Below are 17,562 nucleotides of genomic sequence, written 5' to 3'. Positions count from 1 at the left end.
GTTTGATCGGATAATATCAGGCTGGTATCTTTGTTGGCATAATCCAAACGACTCAATAGCCCCTTGATGAGTTGGATGCGGGCGATTTTTTTGTCGTCTGCATCGACAATAGTCCAGGGTGTAAAGCTGGTGTGGGTACGCGCAAACATGACGTTGCGCGCGCTACTGTAGTCCTTCCAATATTTGACTGCCTGCTCATCAATGGGGCTGGTTTTCCATTGTTTGAGTGGGTCGTCTTTGCGCGCTTCCAGCCGTTTTTTTTGCTCACTTTTGGAAATATCCAGATACACCTTAATGAAATGGATACCCGAGCGGACCAGCATGCCTTCAAAATCCGTGACCTCGGCAAAAAATTCTTCATATTGCGCATCAGTGCAAAAACCCATGACTTTTTCCACGCCGGCGCGGTTATACCAGCTCCGGTTAAAAAAAACGATTTCTGCGGCGGCGGGCAAATAAGGAGTATAGCGCTGGAAATACCACTGACTTTCTTCGCGATCCGAAGGCTTACCTAAAGCCACGACCCGTGTTTCGCGGGGACTGAGGTGCTGGATGATGCGTTTGATGCTGCCGTCCTTACCGGCGGCATCACGTCCTTCCAGAATGACCAGGATTTTGTCATTCTTGCGGATAATGTGGCGTTGCAGTTTGACTAGCTCAATCTGGAGCTGATGTAACTCTTCTTTATAATGCTGTTTTCCCGTAATTTTGTCTTCTTCATGCTTGGTCATGATGCATCCTTTTTAACGACGGATAAGGTGGGGTACTTAAAACAGGCTGCGTGCAGCCTTACCGATGCCCTCGGCGCTCATGGGGTGCTGATCCGCAAAACGGGCCAGATCGTAGGCGGTAAGGCCATGGGTGGCAGCGGTGCCGATCTGTCCGATAAGATGGCCAGCGTCAATCCCTACCACCCAACCGCCCAGCAGACGCAGACTGTCTGCGGCGAAGAATAGTTGAATGCCACCTTCCATGCGTTCGAGAATCTGCGCCCGGGAGTCTTCTGTGAAATCGTAGCGGCCGGTCAGGAGTTTTATACCCTGCGCTTCTGCCAGGGCAGGGGTAACACCTGCGTAGGCGGCGGCGGGCAGGGTAAAGATGGTGGTGGGGACGTGGCTGAAATCCGCATAATCCAGGGGAATATTACCGCCGAGAATATTGTGTGCCGCCACCATCGACTGACGCACGGCGGCGTGAAATAAAGGCACACGGCCATTCACATCACCACAGGCATAAATATGCGGATGGACCGTTTGTAAACTCGGCCCCACATCTATGCCTTTTCTCGTCACTGCAATACCAATCTCTGTGGTACCTGCGGGAATAATGGGGCGTCTGCCCACGGCCATCAGAACAACGTCGCCATCCAGCGTGTCGGCGTCTTCCGCGCGGTTGTAATGTACGCGCCGTCCTCCCTCAGGGGTTACTTCCACTGCCGTCACGTCTACACCGGTGAGGATGCGAATAGCCGGATCCAGCAACGGCGTTAGCAGTGCCACCATACCCGGATCCATGCCGTTGAGGAGTTTCTCACCTTTCTGGAGTAGGGTGACCCTGGTACCAAAGGCAGCGAAGAAGGTGGCGGTTTCCAGACCGATATAACCGCCACCGATGACAATCATCCGCTCCGGGAGGGTTTTGAGGGCGGGGTCAGGTTTATACAGATCATGGCTGGTAAGGCAGAGTTCGGACCCGGGAATCGGGGGAATGAATACATCAGAGCCGCTGGCAATAATAATTTGCGCACAATGGAATCGTTGTTCGCCGTCTGTCGTGCTGACAGCCACTTCGTGGGGGCTGAGAAGTCGCGCATCTCCCTGAATGAGTTTAATATTCGGTACAGCGGCCAATTCGGCTGCGTGTTGTTCATAGCGGCGTGCCTGGACGGCATCTTTGTGTATGGTGATTTTCGTGAAATCGATACGAACGGTGCCCGGCAGGCCACGCTCGGCAAAGCGCTGTTGGGACTGGTAGATTTCGGCAGTTTCCCGAACGGCTTTGGAGGGTACGCAACCCTCATAAAGGCAGTTTCCGCTCATCACCCCTTTGGGGTCCACCATGACCACAGAACGTCCCGCTTTAGCCAGTCGAAAAGCGGCGGGATAAGCGCCCCCGCCAGCGCCGATGGTCAACAAGTCAACGTGTTGGATGGCCATTGCACACCTCCATATGGGCCATATGGGAAAGTCTAGTTCATTAGGACAGCAGATATTCCCGGCTTGCGGTTACTTGCCGGGCAAACTCGCCTGAAGCGCTGGCCTGATTACGATTCGGGGAGGCTCAGATCCTGAACTTCGAGCCCCATCAGGTTCAGGCGGGCCTTCAAGTCGCGGATGGCGACCTGAACGTGCGCCTCTTGCCCTGCCACACCCATTTCGATTTGCGGACCAGTCGCCGTGAAGCTGGGCAGGCTGGAAAAGCGTATGTCCGGATGGGCAGCACAAAAGCTTTCCATAAGAGGGACCAGGTTGCCTTCCCGTGCACTGGGTAAAAGAACCCGTGCCTCTATGTCAGCCACCAAGGGAGGAAAATACTGCTCCAGCACCCAGTCGCTCATGGGCTCCGCCATTTGCGGAAATCCCGGGAAGAAGTATCCATTACCTATGGAAAATCCCGGCACATTATTGACCGGGTTAGGGATCAGTCTTGCCCCGGCGGGCAGATCGGCCATCCGTACCCGCACCGGTTCCGCCTCGTCACCGAACTGTTGGCGAATCAATGCCTCTGCCTCAGTGTGCCGGGACAAGGTAACGCCGGCAGCTGCTGCGGCGCAATCGCGGGTCAGGTCGTCGGGCGTTGCGCCTAAACCGCCAAAGGAGAAGAATGGCACAGATTGCGCCATGGCCGAGCGCAACTGGGTCAGCAGAATATCCCGGGTATCGGGCACGATCAGGCACCAGGCGACGCCATAACCGCGTCGCGCCAGTTGCTGGCGGCTGCGGAGAAAATGGCGGTCTTCCCGTTTACCGGAGAGTATCTCGGTGCCGATGATCACCAGGCCAACATCTTTGCTCATGGGGAACTCTCCAGAGAAGGGGCAATGGCCTCGCGCGTGGCCGTCTGTGGTGGCTCTCGCCACTGGGTGCGCCCGGCGGCGAGAGCCACCCGGCCACCCAGCAGCCACGCCAGCGCCTGCGGATAAATACGATGTTCTGCGTCGAGCACGCGCGCGGCAAGAGACTGTTCATCATCTGCTGGCAGGACTGCCACGGCCGCCTGGATGATAATAGGGCCAGCATCCAACTCCGCCGTCACAAAATGGACGCTGGCACCATGCCAGCACACACCCTGCTCCAGCGCCTGGGCATGGGTATGCAATCCGGGAAAGGCGGGAAGCAGGGAAGGATGAACATTCAGCATTCTACCCTCATAGTGTTGAACGAAAGCGGGGGTGAGCTGACGCATGAACCCAGCCAGCACCACGACATCCGGGGCGTAGTCGTCAATCTGCTTTTGCAGTGCGGCATCGAAGTTTGCCCTGGTCCCATAGTCCCGATGATCGACAGTAAGGGCAGGAATGCCTGCCGTCATCGCCAGTGCCAGTGCTCTAGCGGCTGGGCGGTTACTGATGACTGCAACGACTTGCGTGTCCGGTATCTGTCCGCTATGGCAAGCGGCAAGGATGCTTTGCAGGTTGCTTCCCCGGCCGGAAACCAGAATCACCAGCCTTTTAGTCAAGAAAACGTACTCCCTCACCGTCCTGACGTGGCACCAACTGCCCGACAACGAAGGCCTGCTCACCGTTCTCTGTTATAGATTGCACGGCGGCCTGCCTGGATTCCCAGGGGACCATTGCGACCATGCCGATACCCATGTTGAAAACCCGCCGCATTTCCTCCACGGAGACCTGTCCCTGCTCCTGTAACCATTGGAAAATGGCCGGCATTTGCCAGGTTTGGGGATCAATGCGAGCGGCAAGCGCTGCGGGCAGTGAACGGGGCAAGTTTTCTACCAATCCACCGCCGGTAATGTGAGAGAGGGCGTGTACCGTAACCGCCTTGCGCAGGGCCTGAATGGCATTCACATAAATCCGGGTCGGTTGCAGCAGCAGATCCACTAGCGGCTCACCGTTGATTTGGACATGGGAGTGGGCGCCGCTGCGTACGAGAATTTCCCGAATCAGAGAGTAGCCGTTACTGTGCGGCCCGGACGAGGCAATGCCAATCACCGCATCTCCCTCCCGGCAGGCCGCACCCGTCAGGATATCAGACTTCTCGACGATACCCACCGCAAAGCCCGCAAGATCATAATGCCCAGCCGCGTACATGCCGGGCATTTCTGCAGTTTCCCCTCCCAGCAAAGCACAGCCAGCCTGCCGGCAACCCTCGGCCACCCCGGTGATAACCGCTTCGGCTACGGCATTATCCAACTGCCCGCAGGCATAATAGTCGAGGAACCAGAGGGGCTCTGCGCCGGGGACGAGAATGTCGTTGACACACATAGCGACCAGATCAATGCCGATACTGTCATGTTGATTGGCTTCCAAGGCGAGCAACAGCTTGGTGCCTACCCCATCGGTGCCTGACACCAGTACCGGCTCGCGATAACCGCTGGGTAGGGCGAACAGTCCGCCGAAACCGCCAATGCCGCCGAGCACGCCGGGGCGGTGGGTACTTTCGGCAAGGGGTTTGATACGGTCCACCAGCGCATTGCCAGCATCGATGTTGACTCCGGCACTGCGATAGGTCAAAGGTTTCGGGGTATCCACGGTGACTTCCTCAAAGGGGTTTGGGTCATGGTATGAGGGCCTCTGGCGCCTGTCAAAGGGGCAACCAGCAGAGTCGTGCGGTGAACGGCGTCCAATAAAAAAGAGCGGCGAACCGCTCTTTTACGAGTCAAATCCCTACAGATGATTAGAACCGCTTGAAAATCTGACCACTTTTGGCCGCCTGGAAGCGCGCTTCCACCACGCCCCAGTTCATGTTCTTGTGAATGGCGGCTAGGTAATCCGCGCGGCCAAGAGCCTTCCAGTCCACCATGTAGGCATGCTCGAAGACATCAACGATGACCAGCGGCACAAAGCCGCCCACATTACCGTCTTCATGAAGCTGGACAAAGTGATTATTCATCTGACCGGTGGTGCCATCGTAGTAGGCGATAGCCCAACCTACGCTACGGCTCTTGGCGGCAGACATCAGATCTTCATGCCACACCTCGGTACTGCCAAACTGCTCAGTGACCGCTGCCTTAAAGCCGGGTGCCTGATCAATGCTGCTGCCGGGCTTCAACTGGGCAAAGTAGTACTCGTGTAAAACCATGCCGTTATATTCGAAGCCAAAGCGCCGGCGGCGGTCTGCATAGGTAAGTGAGCCGGTTTTGCCTGCGGCACGCATTTCCGCAAGCTCTTTGCGCAATGCGTTGCTTTGATTGACGTAACCAACATAAAGTCCCCAGTGATCATTAATCTGGGCATCGGAAATGCCATCCAGACTGCCGGGCTTTAATTCTTCGCGCACGCTATATTCGGACATTCGCTATTCTCCTGATTTCAAGTTTAGAACTGAACTAATGCTTGGTAGATTGTAGTCAGTGCCAGAGCTACCTGCAAACGACCTCCCTGTCGTTTGAGTGGTGACTGTGCCCTCGATTTTTCTTGACAGTCCTCGCCCCCTTGCCTAGCTTCACTGCGATGAACCTGCCGAATCTGTTGACGTTGTTACGACTCTTTCTGGTGCCAGTGATCTTCTACGCGCTGGCGAAAGGGCTTTTTGCCGTGACCCTGATCATTTTTTTGGCGGCGGCGATTACCGATGCACTGGATGGTTGGATAGCCCGTCATTATCATCTTCAGACCCGTTTGGGGGCCGTTCTTGATCCGATAGCGGATAAACTACTCGTAGTGACGACGGTTATCACGCTGACCTGGTTGCAGCGTATTCCTTTGTGGATGACCGTCGCCGTTATCTCCCGGGACCTGCTGATCGTCGGTGGCGGCCTGCTCTACCTGCTATTGATCGGAAAATTTAGTGTCCGCCCGACGCTGCTGTCGAAATGGAACACCGCGCTACAGTTTATCGTCATTGTGCTGGTGCTGTTACAGGCAGCATGCCATTGGCGTGTCTCGCTGCTGCCAGCCTTCGTTCTGGCGTTCCTGATGGCCGTTGCGTCCGGGGTGCAGTATGTCTGGGTCTGGAGCCGTAAGGCGATTGCTCAGGAGGGGGTCTCCGGCGAATCATGACCGGCATGCGGCAGCTTATTCTCCCCTTGGGGGTGAAGTCACAAGCAACGTTGGAGGGGTATTATCCCCATCCCAATGCGGAGGCGCTGCGTGCGGTGTTGAATCTGGTGGCTGAACAACAGTGCCTCTGTCTTTACCTTTATGGGCCGGGTGGAGTGGGTAAAAGTCATTTGCTGCTGGGGGCAGCATCCGCTGTTCCTGGATGGGTACCTTATATAGACTGCGGCGATATCACTAATCCGTTTAATAGAATAACGGATCCAGAGACGTTCTCCAGTCTGGCAGAGGCTCCTCTGTTGTGTCTGGACAATGTTGAAAGCTGGGCGGGTCAGCGCGATAAGGAAACTTTTTTTTTCGATCTCTATAATGAACGCATGGGCCGCGGGCAACCGATGCTCCTTGCCAGTCGACGGTCACCGCAGCTCACTGACTGGGTGCTCCCGGACTGGGCAAGCCGGGTGAGTGCGGGTTTGCAATACGCTCTGCGTTTCCCCAGTGATGCGGAGAGAAGTGTCATTTTGCAAGAAATGGCGCAGCGCCGCGGCCTGCAGATTGGTGTGGACGCCGCTCACTATCTGTTGCGGCATTATCCGCGCGATCTTGGTGCACTGGACCACTTGTTGGGTGTGCTGGATGCCCGAAGTTGGGAGCAGCAACGAGAAGTGACCATCCCTTTCATACGCCTTTGTCTGGTTGCGGAGAAATCGTGATGACGGAAAAAACACCACCGCGCCAATGCTTTCGCCAGAATGACAAGGCACTGGCATCTGTTCCCGAAGAGCATGCCAATCGTTGGCAGCGTATGTTTTACCGGGTATTCAGGGCCTGGCATGGTTTCTGGAACGACGAATGTATCGACCGTGCAGGATTGCTCGCTTATACCACGCTCTTTGGTTTGGTACCGGCGATGGTGCTGGTCTTCAGTCTGTGGAATCTGGTGGGTTTCAGCCCACTTCATCGTGCCCAGGTTGACCATCTGATTTTGCGCAGTTTTGTCCCCCGGACGGGGGATGCGATTCTGCGCCAGGTAAACAGCCTCGCAGCACGCGGTGCGCAATTGGGTTTTTTGGGCGTATCAGGGTTGGGCGTCACCGCGATTTTTCTGCTTCGTGAGGTAGAGCGACATTTCAACGCCATCTGGGGTGTCACACCGACTTGTCTGTGGTGTCGGGTTCTGCGCTACGTGGCCATGCTTCTGGTGGGTCCGCTCAGCATCGCGCTCATCCTGCCCCTGCTTGGTCCCCTGCAACCCTTGCTGGCTTACTTGGCGTATTTCCCCATCCTGCCCCCTTTTTTGAGTTATGTGCTTACCTTTCTGGTGGTCACAGTAGTGATGGCGCTGCTCTACAAAATACTGTCTTCGGCACCCACGCGCTGGCGGGATGTCTTTGTTGGCGGGGTGTCCGCCGCCATCCTGTTTGATGCCGCGAAAATTGCGCTGGCCGGTTATCTGCAATTTTCAACCTTCGAAACTATTTATGGTGCTTTGGGCGCCTTTCCTATTTTTCTCCTCTGGTTATATATGGCCTGGGCGAGTATTTTGTTCGGTGCGGAGATGGCGGCGGCTGCGATAAATCTGTGATGGCTGCAAGGGATAGTGCACTGCGCGCAGCAGTATGCGGAATGCCGCTGGAAAGTCGCGGGCAAATGCTTTACTTGCGGCGCCGTGATCGCTAATATCCCGCGCTTATGTTTTCCGCCAAAGCATCCAGCCTGCCGATTGCCCGGGTGTCTGTCCACGGTGACAGACTGGAGGGTATTATTGATTCTCGCGCGTGGTTGCGCTTAGGCGATGCGCTGGTCAGCGTGCAGGCAGTGAGTGTAGACCTTGATCTGATCCGCAGGGGGCAGGTGATCGCTGCCGATGGCCGTATAGAGGTGCTTGGTGAGATTCGTTGCGAACGCTGCATGGGTGTTATGCCCTTACAGCTTTCCGTGACCGTGCACAGCGGATTGGCAGAACAGGAGTGCGCAGTTGCCGCGCTGGATCCTGGGCTGGAGGTGGTCCTCGCTGAAAATGGCGTTGTCGCTCAGCAAAGTTGGTTAGAGGATGAAGTACTACTGGCCCTGCCCATGATTCCTCGCTGCGTGGATTGGAAATCAGGCATATGCCCGGTTTCGGGGCTTGAGCCGTTAGTGGTTGTCAAATGAAGTGCAGTACATCTTGATACAGATTGGGAGAGATTGAGTCATGGCCGTTCCACAAAGTAAAACTTCCCGTTCACGTCGTGACATGCGACGCGCTCACGATTTCCTGGTAGCGGTGAACCGTTCCGTATGTGCCCATTGCGGTGCAGCCAAGCTGCCCCACCATGTGTGCCCGGAATGTGGTTTCTATAAAGGTCGCGAGATCGTGAAGAAGGCGGTCGAAGCCTGACCACGCTATTACGCCAGAGCGTCTCGGAGGTTTCGCGATGCCGCATATTGCGGTAGATGCCATGAGTGGTGATTCCGGCCCGTCGACGGTGGTTCTCGCCATCCGTGATCTGCTCAAGGGTCACCCCGATGTCATTTTTCACATGGTCGGCGACACGGAGGCTCTCCAGGCAGAGCTTGCGCGAGCACGCCTGCAGGGCTCGGTACAGATCGTCGTACATCACGCCAGTCAGGTGGTGGCGATGGATGAGGCACCGTCACAGGCCCTGCGCGGCAAACGAGATTCGTCCATGCACGTCGCCATCGGCCTGGTGCGGGAAGGGCATGCCGATGCGGTGGTCAGTGCGGGTAATACCGGTGCACTGATGGCACTCGGTAAAGTGTTTCTTCGCACCATTCCCGGCATAGACCGGCCGGCCATTGCTGCATTTCTGCCGACGACGACAGGGCGTCTCCTCGCCCTGGATCTGGGTGCCAATGTCGATTGTCATCCGGAACACCTCCTGCAGTTTGCGGTAATGGGCTCTATATTTGCCGAGCGCGTCATGGGCCTTGCCAAACCGCGAGTCGGCCTGCTCAACATTGGCTCTGAAGACATTAAGGGTAATGAGCAGGTCAAAGAGGCTTCGCAGCTCCTGCGCGCTGCTAAATTGAACTTTATCGGCAACGTGGAGGGTTCCGATATTTATCGGGGTGTTGCTGACGTGGTGGTTTGTGATGGTTTTGTGGGTAATGTAGCGCTCAAGACCTCTGAAGGGCTGGCGACGATGATCAGCCACGAATTACGTGCCAGCTACACCCATGGTTGGTATGGGCGTATTGCGTATTTGGTCAATCGTCCTATTTTGCAACGCTTGCGTCGGCGCCTGGATTCCCGTCAATACAACGGCGCTACGCTGTTGGGCTTAAATGGGATCGTCATCAAGAGCCATGGGAATGCCGACCGCTTTGCCTTTGCCTGTGCCGTAGAGGTGGCTATTGCCGAGGCCAAACATCGCCTGACCTTGCATATTGCCGAAGTGATTCAGGAAAATCTCGCCTCGGCGGTGCGAAACAGCGCGTGAAACCCATTTTTAGCCGTATTGTCGCCACCGGTGGCTATCTGCCGGAACGTATCCTCAGCAACCATGACCTGGAGCAGATGGTGGATACCAGTGATGCCTGGATCTTTGCGCGCACCGGCATCCGCTCCCGGCACATCGCCGCTCCCGACGAGAAAACGGTAGACATGGCGGAAGCGGCGGCGCGCCAGGCGTTGGCGGATGCCGGTCTGCAAGCCGAGGATCTCGACCTTATTGTTGTGGCGACGACCACCCCGGATCAGATATTCCCCAGTACCGCCTGCCTGCTGCAAGCCCGCTTGGGTAATCATGGTGCGCCCGCCTTTGATATTCAGGCAGTTTGCACTGGCTTTATCTATGCGCTGGCGACGGCCGATCGCTTTATCCGTAGCGGCGGGGTGCGGCATGCGCTGGTCATTGGCGTAGACAGCATGTCCCGCGTCGTTGACTGGACAGATCGTGGAACCTGCATTCTCTTCGCCGACGGCGCTGGAGCCGTTGTCCTTAGTGCCAGCGACGAACCCGGTATTATCTCCACGCACATTCATGCTGACGGTGCCTATGCCGAATTACTGCAGGTGCCTAGCGGCGAGACACGGATGACCATGCAGGGCAACGCGGTCTTTCGCATGGCCGTGCGTACCCTGGGTGAGATTGTGCAGGAGACGCTTGCAGCAAATACCCTGACACCAGAAGACATTGACTGGCTAGTGCCACACCAGGCCAATATCCGCATTATTCAGGCGACGGCCGATAAGTTAGGCCTGCCTATGGAGCGGGTGGTGATGACAGTGGAACATCATGGTAATACTTCCGCTGCTTCGGTACCTTTAGCGCTAGATGACGCAGCCCGACGTCGTTGTTTTCAGCCTGGGCAACGTCTCCTGCTGGAGGCGTTCGGGGGTGGCTTCACTTGGGGATCAGCGCTCCTGCGTTGGGGCTGAACGCCCTGCATACCAATTTGTACTGAGAGGAGGTTCGCTTGCACGGCTCTATCGCCTTTGTTTTTCCCGGTCAGGGTTCGCAGTCTTTGAATATGCTGACTGATCTTGCTACCAGTCATCCGTTGGTCAAAGAGATTTTTGCAGAAGCTTCTGCCCAGTTGGGCGAGGACCTGTGGTCGCTTACTCAGGATGGCCCCGTCGAAAAACTGAATCAGACGCGCTGGACGCAACCGGTGATGCTGGCTGCTGGATATGCCGTTTATCGGGTCTGGGAAGAGGAGGGTGGTATTTTCCCCGACTTTGTCGCCGGTCACTCTCTGGGTGAATACACGGCCTTGGTGGTCGCAGATGCGGTGGACTTCCCGGATGCAGTACGTCTGGTCGCGGAACGCGGTCGTCTGATGCAGCAAGCGGTGCCGGAAGGTGTGGGTGCCATGGCTGCCATCATTGGTCTCGGCGATGATGAGGTGAAACAACTTTGCGCTCAGGAAGCACGAGGTGAAGTGCTCGCAGCGGCCAATTTTAACGCGCCCGGACAGGTGGTGGCCGCAGGCAATCAGGCCGCCATTGAGCGCCTGGTAGAGTCGGCGCGCGCCGCAGGCGCGAAGCGTGTTGTCGTGCTTCCGGTCAGTGTGCCCAGTCATTGCAGTCTGATGATACCGGCTGCCGAACGTTTTCAGACCACCCTGGAATCTGTGCAGTTCCGCAGCCCCAAGGCGATGGTGGTGCATAACGCCGATGTGCAAAGCCACAACACGCCTGATTCCATTCGTGCCGCCCTTGCTAAGCAGCTCTATTCGCCGGTACGCTGGACCGATACGATTCGCCATCTTGCCCGACAGGGGGCCATGACCTTCGTGGAAATGGGGCCAGGTCGCGTGCTGTCGGGGTTGGGGAAGCGCATTGAGCCTGGTTTGACCATGCTCCATATCGAAGATGGCAAAAGCCTCAAGGCCACCCTGGAGGCGATCTAATGGCGGGGTCTTTAGAGGGTCAGTTGGCCCTGATCACCGGTGGCAGTCGTGGCATCGGACAGGAGATCACCCGCGTCCTCGGCAGGCAGGGCGCACGGGTTGTCGCCACGGCAACCACGCCTGCTGGTGCGGAACGGATCAGTGCAGATCTGGCGGCGCAGGGCATCTGTGGTACGGGGGTGGCACTGGATGTGACCGATGATATGGCCATGTCCGCTGTGCTCGCGCAGATACAGGCATCCCATGGTGCGCCGACTATTTTGGTGAACAATGCGGGGATCACCCGTGATCAATTGCTGTTGCGGATGAAGGATGACGACTGGGATGAGGTCATGGCGACCAATTTGCGTGCGGTATACCGCTTGAGCAAGCTGTGTGTGCGCGATATGCTCAAAGCCCGTTTCGGCCGTATTATTAACATTACTTCGGTGGTCGGTGTGATGGGCAATGCTGGACAGACGAATTATGCGGCCGCCAAGGCAGGGGTGGCTGGTTTTACCCGAGCTATGGCGAGGGAAGTGGCGGCGCGGCAGGTGACGGTCAATTGTGTGGCCCCTGGCTTCATCAGCACGGACATGACCGAAGGGCTGAATGAAGCGCACCGCGGCACGCTCCTGCAACAGATTCCCGCGGGAAGACTGGGTGTGGTGGCCGATGTGGCCGCTGCAGTCGCTTATTTAGCGGGCCCGGATGCGGGTTACGTAACCGGACAGATTCTGCATGTCAATGGGGGCATGTGGATGGGGTAATGCATTCGTGGCTTTACAGGACTGTACGCCCTGTGGTCCAATCTCGCCGACAATAATTTTTTTACCAACAGAGGAGCTTCTCCTAATGGATAATGTGGCAGAACGTGTAAAGAAGGTCGTTGTAGAGCAGTTAGGTGTCAATGAAGATGAAGTGACCAACGAAGCCTCTTTTGTCGACGACCTGGGTGCTGACTCGCTGGATACTGTGGAACTGGTGATGGCGCTGGAAGAAGAATTTGATTGCGAAATCCCCGATGAAGAAGCGGAGAAGATTGCGACCGTGCAACAGGCCATTGACTATGTGTCTGCGCATATGCCAGACAAGGATGCCTGAGCATTCCCCAGCAGGGTGATGAGGAGAACAGGCGTTTGAAGAGACGTGTAGTGATTACAGGGCTGGGAATTGTGTCACCCGTCGGGGTGGGTGTTCCGGCGGCGTGGAATTCCATAAGCCAAGGACGTAGCGGTATTGGTCGGGTGACCCGCATTGATCCTGCCTTATATAGCTCCCAGATTGCGGGAGAGGTGCGTGGCTTTGATATTGGTCAGTACATCCCGGCCAAGGAAGCCCGCAAGATGGATTTATTTATTCATTATGGCCTTGTTGCGGCGATGGAAGCGATTGCGGATTCCGGATTGCAGATCAGTGCAGACATTGCGGATCGGGTGGGGGTATCCATTGGCAGCGGCATTGGCGGCTTGCCCGGTATTGAATCCGAGCATCAGATTGTCACCGAGAGTGGCCCGCGCCGGATCTCACCCTTTTTTATTCCGCGTTGTATCGTCAATATGGTGTCGGGCCATGTTTCTATCATGTATGGTGCCAAGGGACCGAACATCGCCATGGCGACGGCCTGTTCTACAGGTACGCACTCCATCGGCGATGCGGCCCGACTCATTGAGTATGGTGACGCCGATGTCATGATTGCTGGTGGTGCCGAGGCGGCTATCAGTCCCTTGGGGCTGGGTGGATTCTGCGCAGCGCGGGCGCTTTCAACGCGTAATGATGATCCTGAGAAGGCCAGTCGTCCCTGGGATAAAGACCGGGACGGTTTTGTACTGGGTGAAGGTGCGGGTGTGCTCGTTCTGGAGGAGTACGAATTTGCCCGGTGCCGTGGCGCACGGATCTATGCGGAGTTGTCCGGCTATGGCATGAGCTCTGATGCTTACCATATGACACAGCCTGCTCCTGCAGGGGAAGGTGCCGCCCGCTGTATGCAAGCCGCTTTGCGTAACGCTGCAGTGACTCCGGAAATGGTGGGGTACATCAACGCGCACGGGACGTCGACCCCGCTTGGAGACCGTTCAGAAACCGACGCCGTGCATGTGGTCTTCGGCGACCATGCACGGCGATTGGCCATGAGCTCCACCAAGTCCATGACGGGCCATCTTCTGGGTGCCGCAGGGGGGATCGAAGCCATTTTTACGGCGCTAGCGCTCTATCATGGCATTCTGCCACCCACCATCAATCTGGATCAGGCCGATGAGGGTTGTGACCTGGATTATGTGCCCCTTAAGGCGCGAAAAGCAGTTGTAGAAGTTGCGTTAAGCAATTCCTTCGGATTTGGCGGTACCAACAGTTCTCTGGTTTTCCGCCGCTTTAGCGACTGATTCGCTCCGTGGGAGTGATTGCCGCCACGGTGGATGGAAATCACTTCGTGGCAGGGGAGTGCGGCGCTGCCTTAGACCGCGCATTACATTACGGGGATGGACTTTTTGAAACCATCGCGGTAATAAAGGGCGTCCCGCTGTTTTGGGATGCCCATCTGGCGCGTCTCAGGCGTGGCGCGGCCATTCTGAATATCCCGATGCCTCCGCCAAGCCTCTGGTATGATGATTTACAGCATGTGTTGAATGGCGTCCCAGCTTACCCACGCCTCTTCGTCAAGCTGCTCCTCAGTCGTGGCGCGGGTTGGGGGTATGGCAGTTCCGGTGCCGGTCCCGCGCGACGCTATCTGTGGTTATCCCAATGGCCGGAGCGTGATGCTCACTATTGGGAACCTGGTATCTCCGCCACGATCTGTCCGGTCGCCTTGTTAACCGGTGCGCCGTATCTCGGCGTTAAATCGCTGAATCGCCTGAATCAGGTGGTAGCCCGCGATGCCCTGACTCCGGAATATGCGGAGGGAGTCATGTTGGACCATTCAGGGGTGCTGCGCGAGGGAATCATGTCCAATCTGTTTTGGGTAAAGGCCGGTATTGTCTACACCCCCGAGCTGGCAGATGGGGGCATCGCCGGCATTCAGCGGGGCGCTATTCTGGAGTGGCTGCGCACGTGTGGCGTGCCGACCATGCTGGGTCGCTATCGGGCCGTGGCACTTCAGGAGGCTGACGAAATATTCTTCAGCAATAGCCTGATTGGCATCTGGCCAGTGCACCACTTTGTGGAACGCTTGTTACCCGGACATGATGGACCGATAGCATCCGCTTTGCTCGCATGGTGCAGGGACATGGGGTTGGGGCCGCAATCATGACCCGCAAGCGCCATGCCGCCCTGTTAATTCTATTGATCGCGTTATTCCCTTTTGGATTTTACGGTATCGCCATGTATTGGCCGGAAACTTTGCCGGCGAAGGGGGTGACGGTCCCCATTCCTTTGGGCGCCAGTAACGCGCAAAGTATCGCTAGTCTGGCGCATTCCGGGGTATTGCCGCATCCACGACTATTTCATCTGGCTTGGGCTTTGGCCGGGTATCCGCCCATACAGGCCGGGCTGTATGAGTTTCAGGGACGTATTAACCAGGCGCAGGTACTCCACCGGTTAATTGCCGGGCAATCCACGCCACTTAACCTGCTGATTGTGCCCGGCTGGCGTTTGCAGAATATCTATCAGGAAATACGCGATAAGGCTCCTTATCTGGGCCAGCAGAACCTGCCACAGGGTGAGACAGCGGCACGTCGCCTCGCAGAGCAGGGTGTCGGTGCGCAAGGAAGTGCGGAGGGCTGGCTTTTCCCCGATAGTTACCGTTACGTTCCGGGTACCACCGCGCTGAGTGTGCTGCAGCGCGCCTATGTGCGCATGCAACGGGAATTACAGTCCTTGTGGGCCGGACGTGCTCCTGGATTGCCGCTGGGTGATCCCTACCAGGCCCTGATTCTGGCTTCTATCGTACAAAAGGAGGGGGCGCCGCCCGCAGAGCAGGCGCATATTGCCGCCGTGTTTCTCAATCGCTTGCGGCAGGGGATGCCTTTGCAATCTGATCCCACCGTGATTTACGCTTTGGGCGAGCGCTATACTGGACTTTTGACGCCTCAGGAGATGCATGTGGAGAGCCCCTATAACACCTACTTGCACACCGGATTGCCGCCTACCCCCATTGCGATGCCGGGACTCAGTAGTCTGATGGCTGTACTGCATCCTGCGGACAGTGCCGACCTCTATTTTATCGCGCAAGGCGATGCATACCATTATTCAGAGAGTTACACGAAACATCTTGAGCAGATACAGCGTTATCTCCAGCATGCCGGAGGAGCGTGTTTGTGAACACGGGGGCGGCATCACTGAAGAATGGATTTTTCGTCACCTTAGAGGGTATCGAGGGCGCAGGAAAGAGTTCAGCGGTGCCGGTGTTGGCGGAATATTGTCGTCAGCAGGGTTACGCGGTGGAACTTACCCGGGAACCGGGCGGAGGACCTCTCGGTGAGGCTTTGCGTGCGATTTTTCTGGACGACCGCCTGCGCCTGGATGCGGACGAGGAATTGCTCCTGCTGTATGCCGGGCGTCGGGATCATTGGCTGACGCGTATTGCTCCCGCGCTGGCTGCCGGGAAAGTGGTTATCAGTGACCGCTATGAAGATTCCACCTATGCCTATCAGAGCGGCGGACGGGGTGTCACCCCCGAACATATTGCGGAATTGGCACGCTGGGCGGGGATTACGCGTCGTCCAGACCTGACGTTGTGGTTTGATGTGCCGCCGGAATTGGGCGCGACACGCATTCGCGCACGTCGACCGGATCGTCTGGAGCAAGAAGATCAAGCCTTCTTTGGCCGGGCGAGGGCGGTTTTCGCGGAACGCTGCGCGGCCGAACCACAAAGAATCTTGCGCGTGGATGCGACCCAAGCTCTGCCGGTGGTGCATGATATTTTGCGGGTACATCTGGCGCTGCGCCTAGCAGCCCATTGTTCATGAGTGCGCACCGTCCGCCACCCGCCGAATGGCAGCCGATACAAAGTCTGCTGCAAGCGGGATTACCCCAGGCGATGCTCGCTGTCGGCGAATCGGGGACGCTGGTCGGACAGTACTGCGATGATTTGCAGCAGGCGGCCTTGTGTTTCGCGCCATCAGCGCAGGGGCTGTCCTGTGGAACCTGCCGTTCCTGTCGGTTGCTGGCAGAAGGTAATCATCCGGATCTGCTCGTTATTACGGCAGAAACGGGAAAGCGTATTGCGATTGAGTCGGTGCGCCATGCCAATGACTTTCTCGCCTTCACCCCCCAGGTCAGCGCGCGTCGCTGGCTGCGCATCGAGCCGGCCGAAGCGATGACCGCGGCAGCCGCTAACGCCCTGCTCAAAACCCTGGAAGAGCCTGCGGCGCGCGCGCACATTCTTTTGCTCAGTGAGCGTCCGTCGCAGCTTCTGGCCACCATCCGGTCGCGTTTGCAAAAGTTGCCTTTCCCAGCGCTGCGGCTCGGGCAGTGCATGGTCTGGCTGGAAGGGCAGGGCATCCCCCCTGCGGAGGCACTCTTGTTAAGCCGACAGTTTGCGAATCGGCCGCTGCGTGCCTGTCAGCTCTGGGAATCCGGCTGGGTGACGCTGCGCCAAACCTGGATCGACACGTTATTGAACCTCCCTCGGCAAGGTCCTGTTGCGGCTTTGCGTTTGGCCGATAACTGGGCTAAAGACACAGAATTGCTTCTGCTGCGCGAGTTGATGTTGAGCTTGTCGGCGGATTTGCTTCGTCTCCGTAATCAGCGCCTGGACAGCATCGTGCATTTGGACTATTTGCAGTCGTTAGAGGTCATGGCGCAATCTGCTCAGGAGACATCCCTCTGGGAGACGCTGGAGAGTTGGATCCGGTTGCCTGAGTCTCTCGTGCAGAATCGCAATGTGGGCATGATGCTGGAAACGTTATTGTTGAGTTGGGTAGGCATTTGGTCAGGAGAGAGGGCGCATGGAATTACAAGCTGAGACCGGAGGTGCGGCAAAAGCGCTGTCCGTAGTGCTGCGGGACGCTATGGCAGTGCAGCGCTACTTCATGCCCAGCATCAAAGGCGGCGGTGTGCTGGTGGAGACACCAAATCTTCTGCCCATAGGCACGGAGGTGCTGCTCATGATCAGT

The 17,562-nt window shown here is 57.0% G+C and carries 21 protein-coding genes; 15 read left to right on the top strand and 6 right to left on the bottom strand.

Annotated features, from left to right (window positions below):
• From ppk2 to AC2VNK_RS05860, 6 genes are all read right to left on the bottom strand, one after another.
• Positions 1 to 731: polyphosphate kinase 2 (ppk2, locus tag AC2VNK_RS05885; protein ID WP_486883152.1), on the bottom strand; the 731-nt coding region annotated here is incomplete at its 3' end.
• A 36-nt stretch (positions 732 to 767) separates the two neighbouring features.
• Entirely contained in the window at positions 768 to 2,156 is a 1,389-nt protein-coding gene (locus AC2VNK_RS05880) for a dihydrolipoyl dehydrogenase (RefSeq protein WP_486883151.1), read from the bottom strand.
• A 107-nt stretch (positions 2,157 to 2,263) separates the two neighbouring features.
• Complete coding sequence (locus AC2VNK_RS05875; RefSeq protein ID WP_291523020.1) at positions 2,264 to 3,016, bottom strand: competence/damage-inducible protein A; 753 nt, start codon at positions 3,014 to 3,016, stop codon at positions 2,264 to 2,266.
• A complete protein-coding gene (gene purN / locus AC2VNK_RS05870; RefSeq protein ID WP_291523022.1) occupies positions 3,013 to 3,678 on the bottom strand; it encodes a phosphoribosylglycinamide formyltransferase in 666 nt (221 codons plus the stop codon). Before purN ends, AC2VNK_RS05875 begins: the two co-directional genes overlap by 4 nt.
• Positions 3,671 to 4,708, bottom strand: coding sequence for a phosphoribosylformylglycinamidine cyclo-ligase (gene purM, locus AC2VNK_RS05865; RefSeq protein ID WP_291523024.1), 1,038 nt, complete (start codon positions 4,706 to 4,708; stop codon positions 3,671 to 3,673). Before purM ends, purN begins: the two co-directional genes overlap by 8 nt.
• Positions 4,709 to 4,853: 145 nt before the next feature.
• Entirely contained in the window at positions 4,854 to 5,471 is a 618-nt protein-coding gene (locus AC2VNK_RS05860) for a superoxide dismutase (protein ID WP_291523025.1), read from the bottom strand.
• A gap of 158 nt (positions 5,472 to 5,629) precedes the next feature.
• Here AC2VNK_RS05860 and AC2VNK_RS05855 point away from each other — a divergent pair, with 158 nt between their 5' ends.
• The 15 genes from AC2VNK_RS05855 (at position 5,630) to AC2VNK_RS05785 (ending at position 17,411) form a co-directional block, all read left to right on the top strand.
• Positions 5,630 to 6,178: a CDP-alcohol phosphatidyltransferase family protein gene (locus AC2VNK_RS05855; RefSeq protein WP_291523026.1), complete on the top strand. Its 549-nt coding sequence runs from the start codon at positions 5,630 to 5,632 to the stop codon at positions 6,176 to 6,178.
• Positions 6,175 to 6,888, top strand: a complete 714-nt coding sequence (gene hda / locus AC2VNK_RS05850) for a DnaA regulatory inactivator Hda (RefSeq protein WP_291523027.1) — start codon at positions 6,175 to 6,177, stop codon at positions 6,886 to 6,888. The genes AC2VNK_RS05855 and hda overlap by 4 nt, the downstream gene beginning before the upstream one ends.
• The gene (locus tag AC2VNK_RS05845; RefSeq protein WP_486883153.1) at positions 6,888 to 7,760 is read left to right on the top strand and encodes a YihY/virulence factor BrkB family protein; all 873 of its coding nucleotides are present in this window, start codon (positions 6,888 to 6,890) and stop codon (positions 7,758 to 7,760) included. The genes hda and AC2VNK_RS05845 overlap by 1 nt, the downstream gene beginning before the upstream one ends.
• A gap of 107 nt (positions 7,761 to 7,867) precedes the next feature.
• The gene (locus tag AC2VNK_RS05840) at positions 7,868 to 8,329 is read left to right on the top strand and encodes a YceD family protein (protein WP_486883150.1); all 462 of its coding nucleotides are present in this window, start codon (positions 7,868 to 7,870) and stop codon (positions 8,327 to 8,329) included.
• Between the two features lie 40 nt (positions 8,330 to 8,369).
• Positions 8,370 to 8,555 (top strand): 50S ribosomal protein L32, encoded by a 186-nt coding sequence (gene rpmF / locus AC2VNK_RS05835; RefSeq protein ID WP_291523031.1) that lies wholly within the window; start codon positions 8,370 to 8,372, stop codon positions 8,553 to 8,555.
• A 37-nt stretch (positions 8,556 to 8,592) separates the two neighbouring features.
• Positions 8,593 to 9,618 (top strand): phosphate acyltransferase PlsX, encoded by a 1,026-nt coding sequence (plsX, locus tag AC2VNK_RS05830; RefSeq protein WP_291523033.1) that lies wholly within the window; start codon positions 8,593 to 8,595, stop codon positions 9,616 to 9,618.
• Entirely contained in the window at positions 9,615 to 10,559 is a 945-nt protein-coding gene (locus AC2VNK_RS05825; RefSeq protein ID WP_486883149.1) for a beta-ketoacyl-ACP synthase III, read from the top strand. Before plsX ends, AC2VNK_RS05825 begins: the two co-directional genes overlap by 4 nt.
• Before the next feature lie 38 nt (positions 10,560 to 10,597).
• On the top strand, positions 10,598 to 11,533 hold the full coding sequence (fabD, locus tag AC2VNK_RS05820) for an ACP S-malonyltransferase (protein WP_291523038.1): 936 nt from the start codon (positions 10,598 to 10,600) through the stop codon (positions 11,531 to 11,533).
• Positions 11,533 to 12,282, top strand: a complete 750-nt coding sequence (fabG, locus tag AC2VNK_RS05815) for a 3-oxoacyl-ACP reductase FabG (protein ID WP_291523040.1) — start codon at positions 11,533 to 11,535, stop codon at positions 12,280 to 12,282. Before fabD ends, fabG begins: the two co-directional genes overlap by 1 nt.
• Positions 12,283 to 12,367: 85 nt before the next feature.
• Positions 12,368 to 12,616 (top strand): acyl carrier protein, encoded by a 249-nt coding sequence (gene acpP / locus AC2VNK_RS05810; protein ID WP_291523042.1) that lies wholly within the window; start codon positions 12,368 to 12,370, stop codon positions 12,614 to 12,616.
• Between the two features lie 35 nt (positions 12,617 to 12,651).
• Positions 12,652 to 13,893 carry a beta-ketoacyl-ACP synthase II gene (gene fabF, locus AC2VNK_RS05805; protein WP_291523044.1) on the top strand — a complete coding sequence of 414 codons (1,242 nt, stop codon included), beginning with the start codon at positions 12,652 to 12,654 and terminating at the stop codon, positions 13,891 to 13,893.
• Between the two features lie 8 nt (positions 13,894 to 13,901).
• Entirely contained in the window at positions 13,902 to 14,756 is an 855-nt protein-coding gene (pabC, locus tag AC2VNK_RS05800; RefSeq protein WP_486883148.1) for an aminodeoxychorismate lyase, read from the top strand.
• Positions 14,753 to 15,766 (top strand): endolytic transglycosylase MltG, encoded by a 1,014-nt coding sequence (gene mltG, locus AC2VNK_RS05795; protein ID WP_486883147.1) that lies wholly within the window; start codon positions 14,753 to 14,755, stop codon positions 15,764 to 15,766. The genes pabC and mltG overlap by 4 nt, the downstream gene beginning before the upstream one ends.
• Positions 15,763 to 16,413, top strand: coding sequence for a dTMP kinase (gene tmk / locus AC2VNK_RS05790; RefSeq protein WP_291523050.1), 651 nt, complete (start codon positions 15,763 to 15,765; stop codon positions 16,411 to 16,413). Before mltG ends, tmk begins: the two co-directional genes overlap by 4 nt.
• Complete coding sequence (locus AC2VNK_RS05785) at positions 16,410 to 17,411, top strand: DNA polymerase III subunit delta' C-terminal domain-containing protein (protein ID WP_486883146.1); 1,002 nt, start codon at positions 16,410 to 16,412, stop codon at positions 17,409 to 17,411. The genes tmk and AC2VNK_RS05785 overlap by 4 nt, the downstream gene beginning before the upstream one ends.
• The last annotated feature ends 151 nt before the right edge of the window (positions 17,412 to 17,562 follow it).

The sequence above is a fragment of the Acidithiobacillus sp. TH-A35 genome (assembly GCF_057473505.1).
The sequence above is the reverse complement of the archived record's forward strand: the minus strand, read 5'-3'. Positions and strand labels throughout refer to the sequence as shown.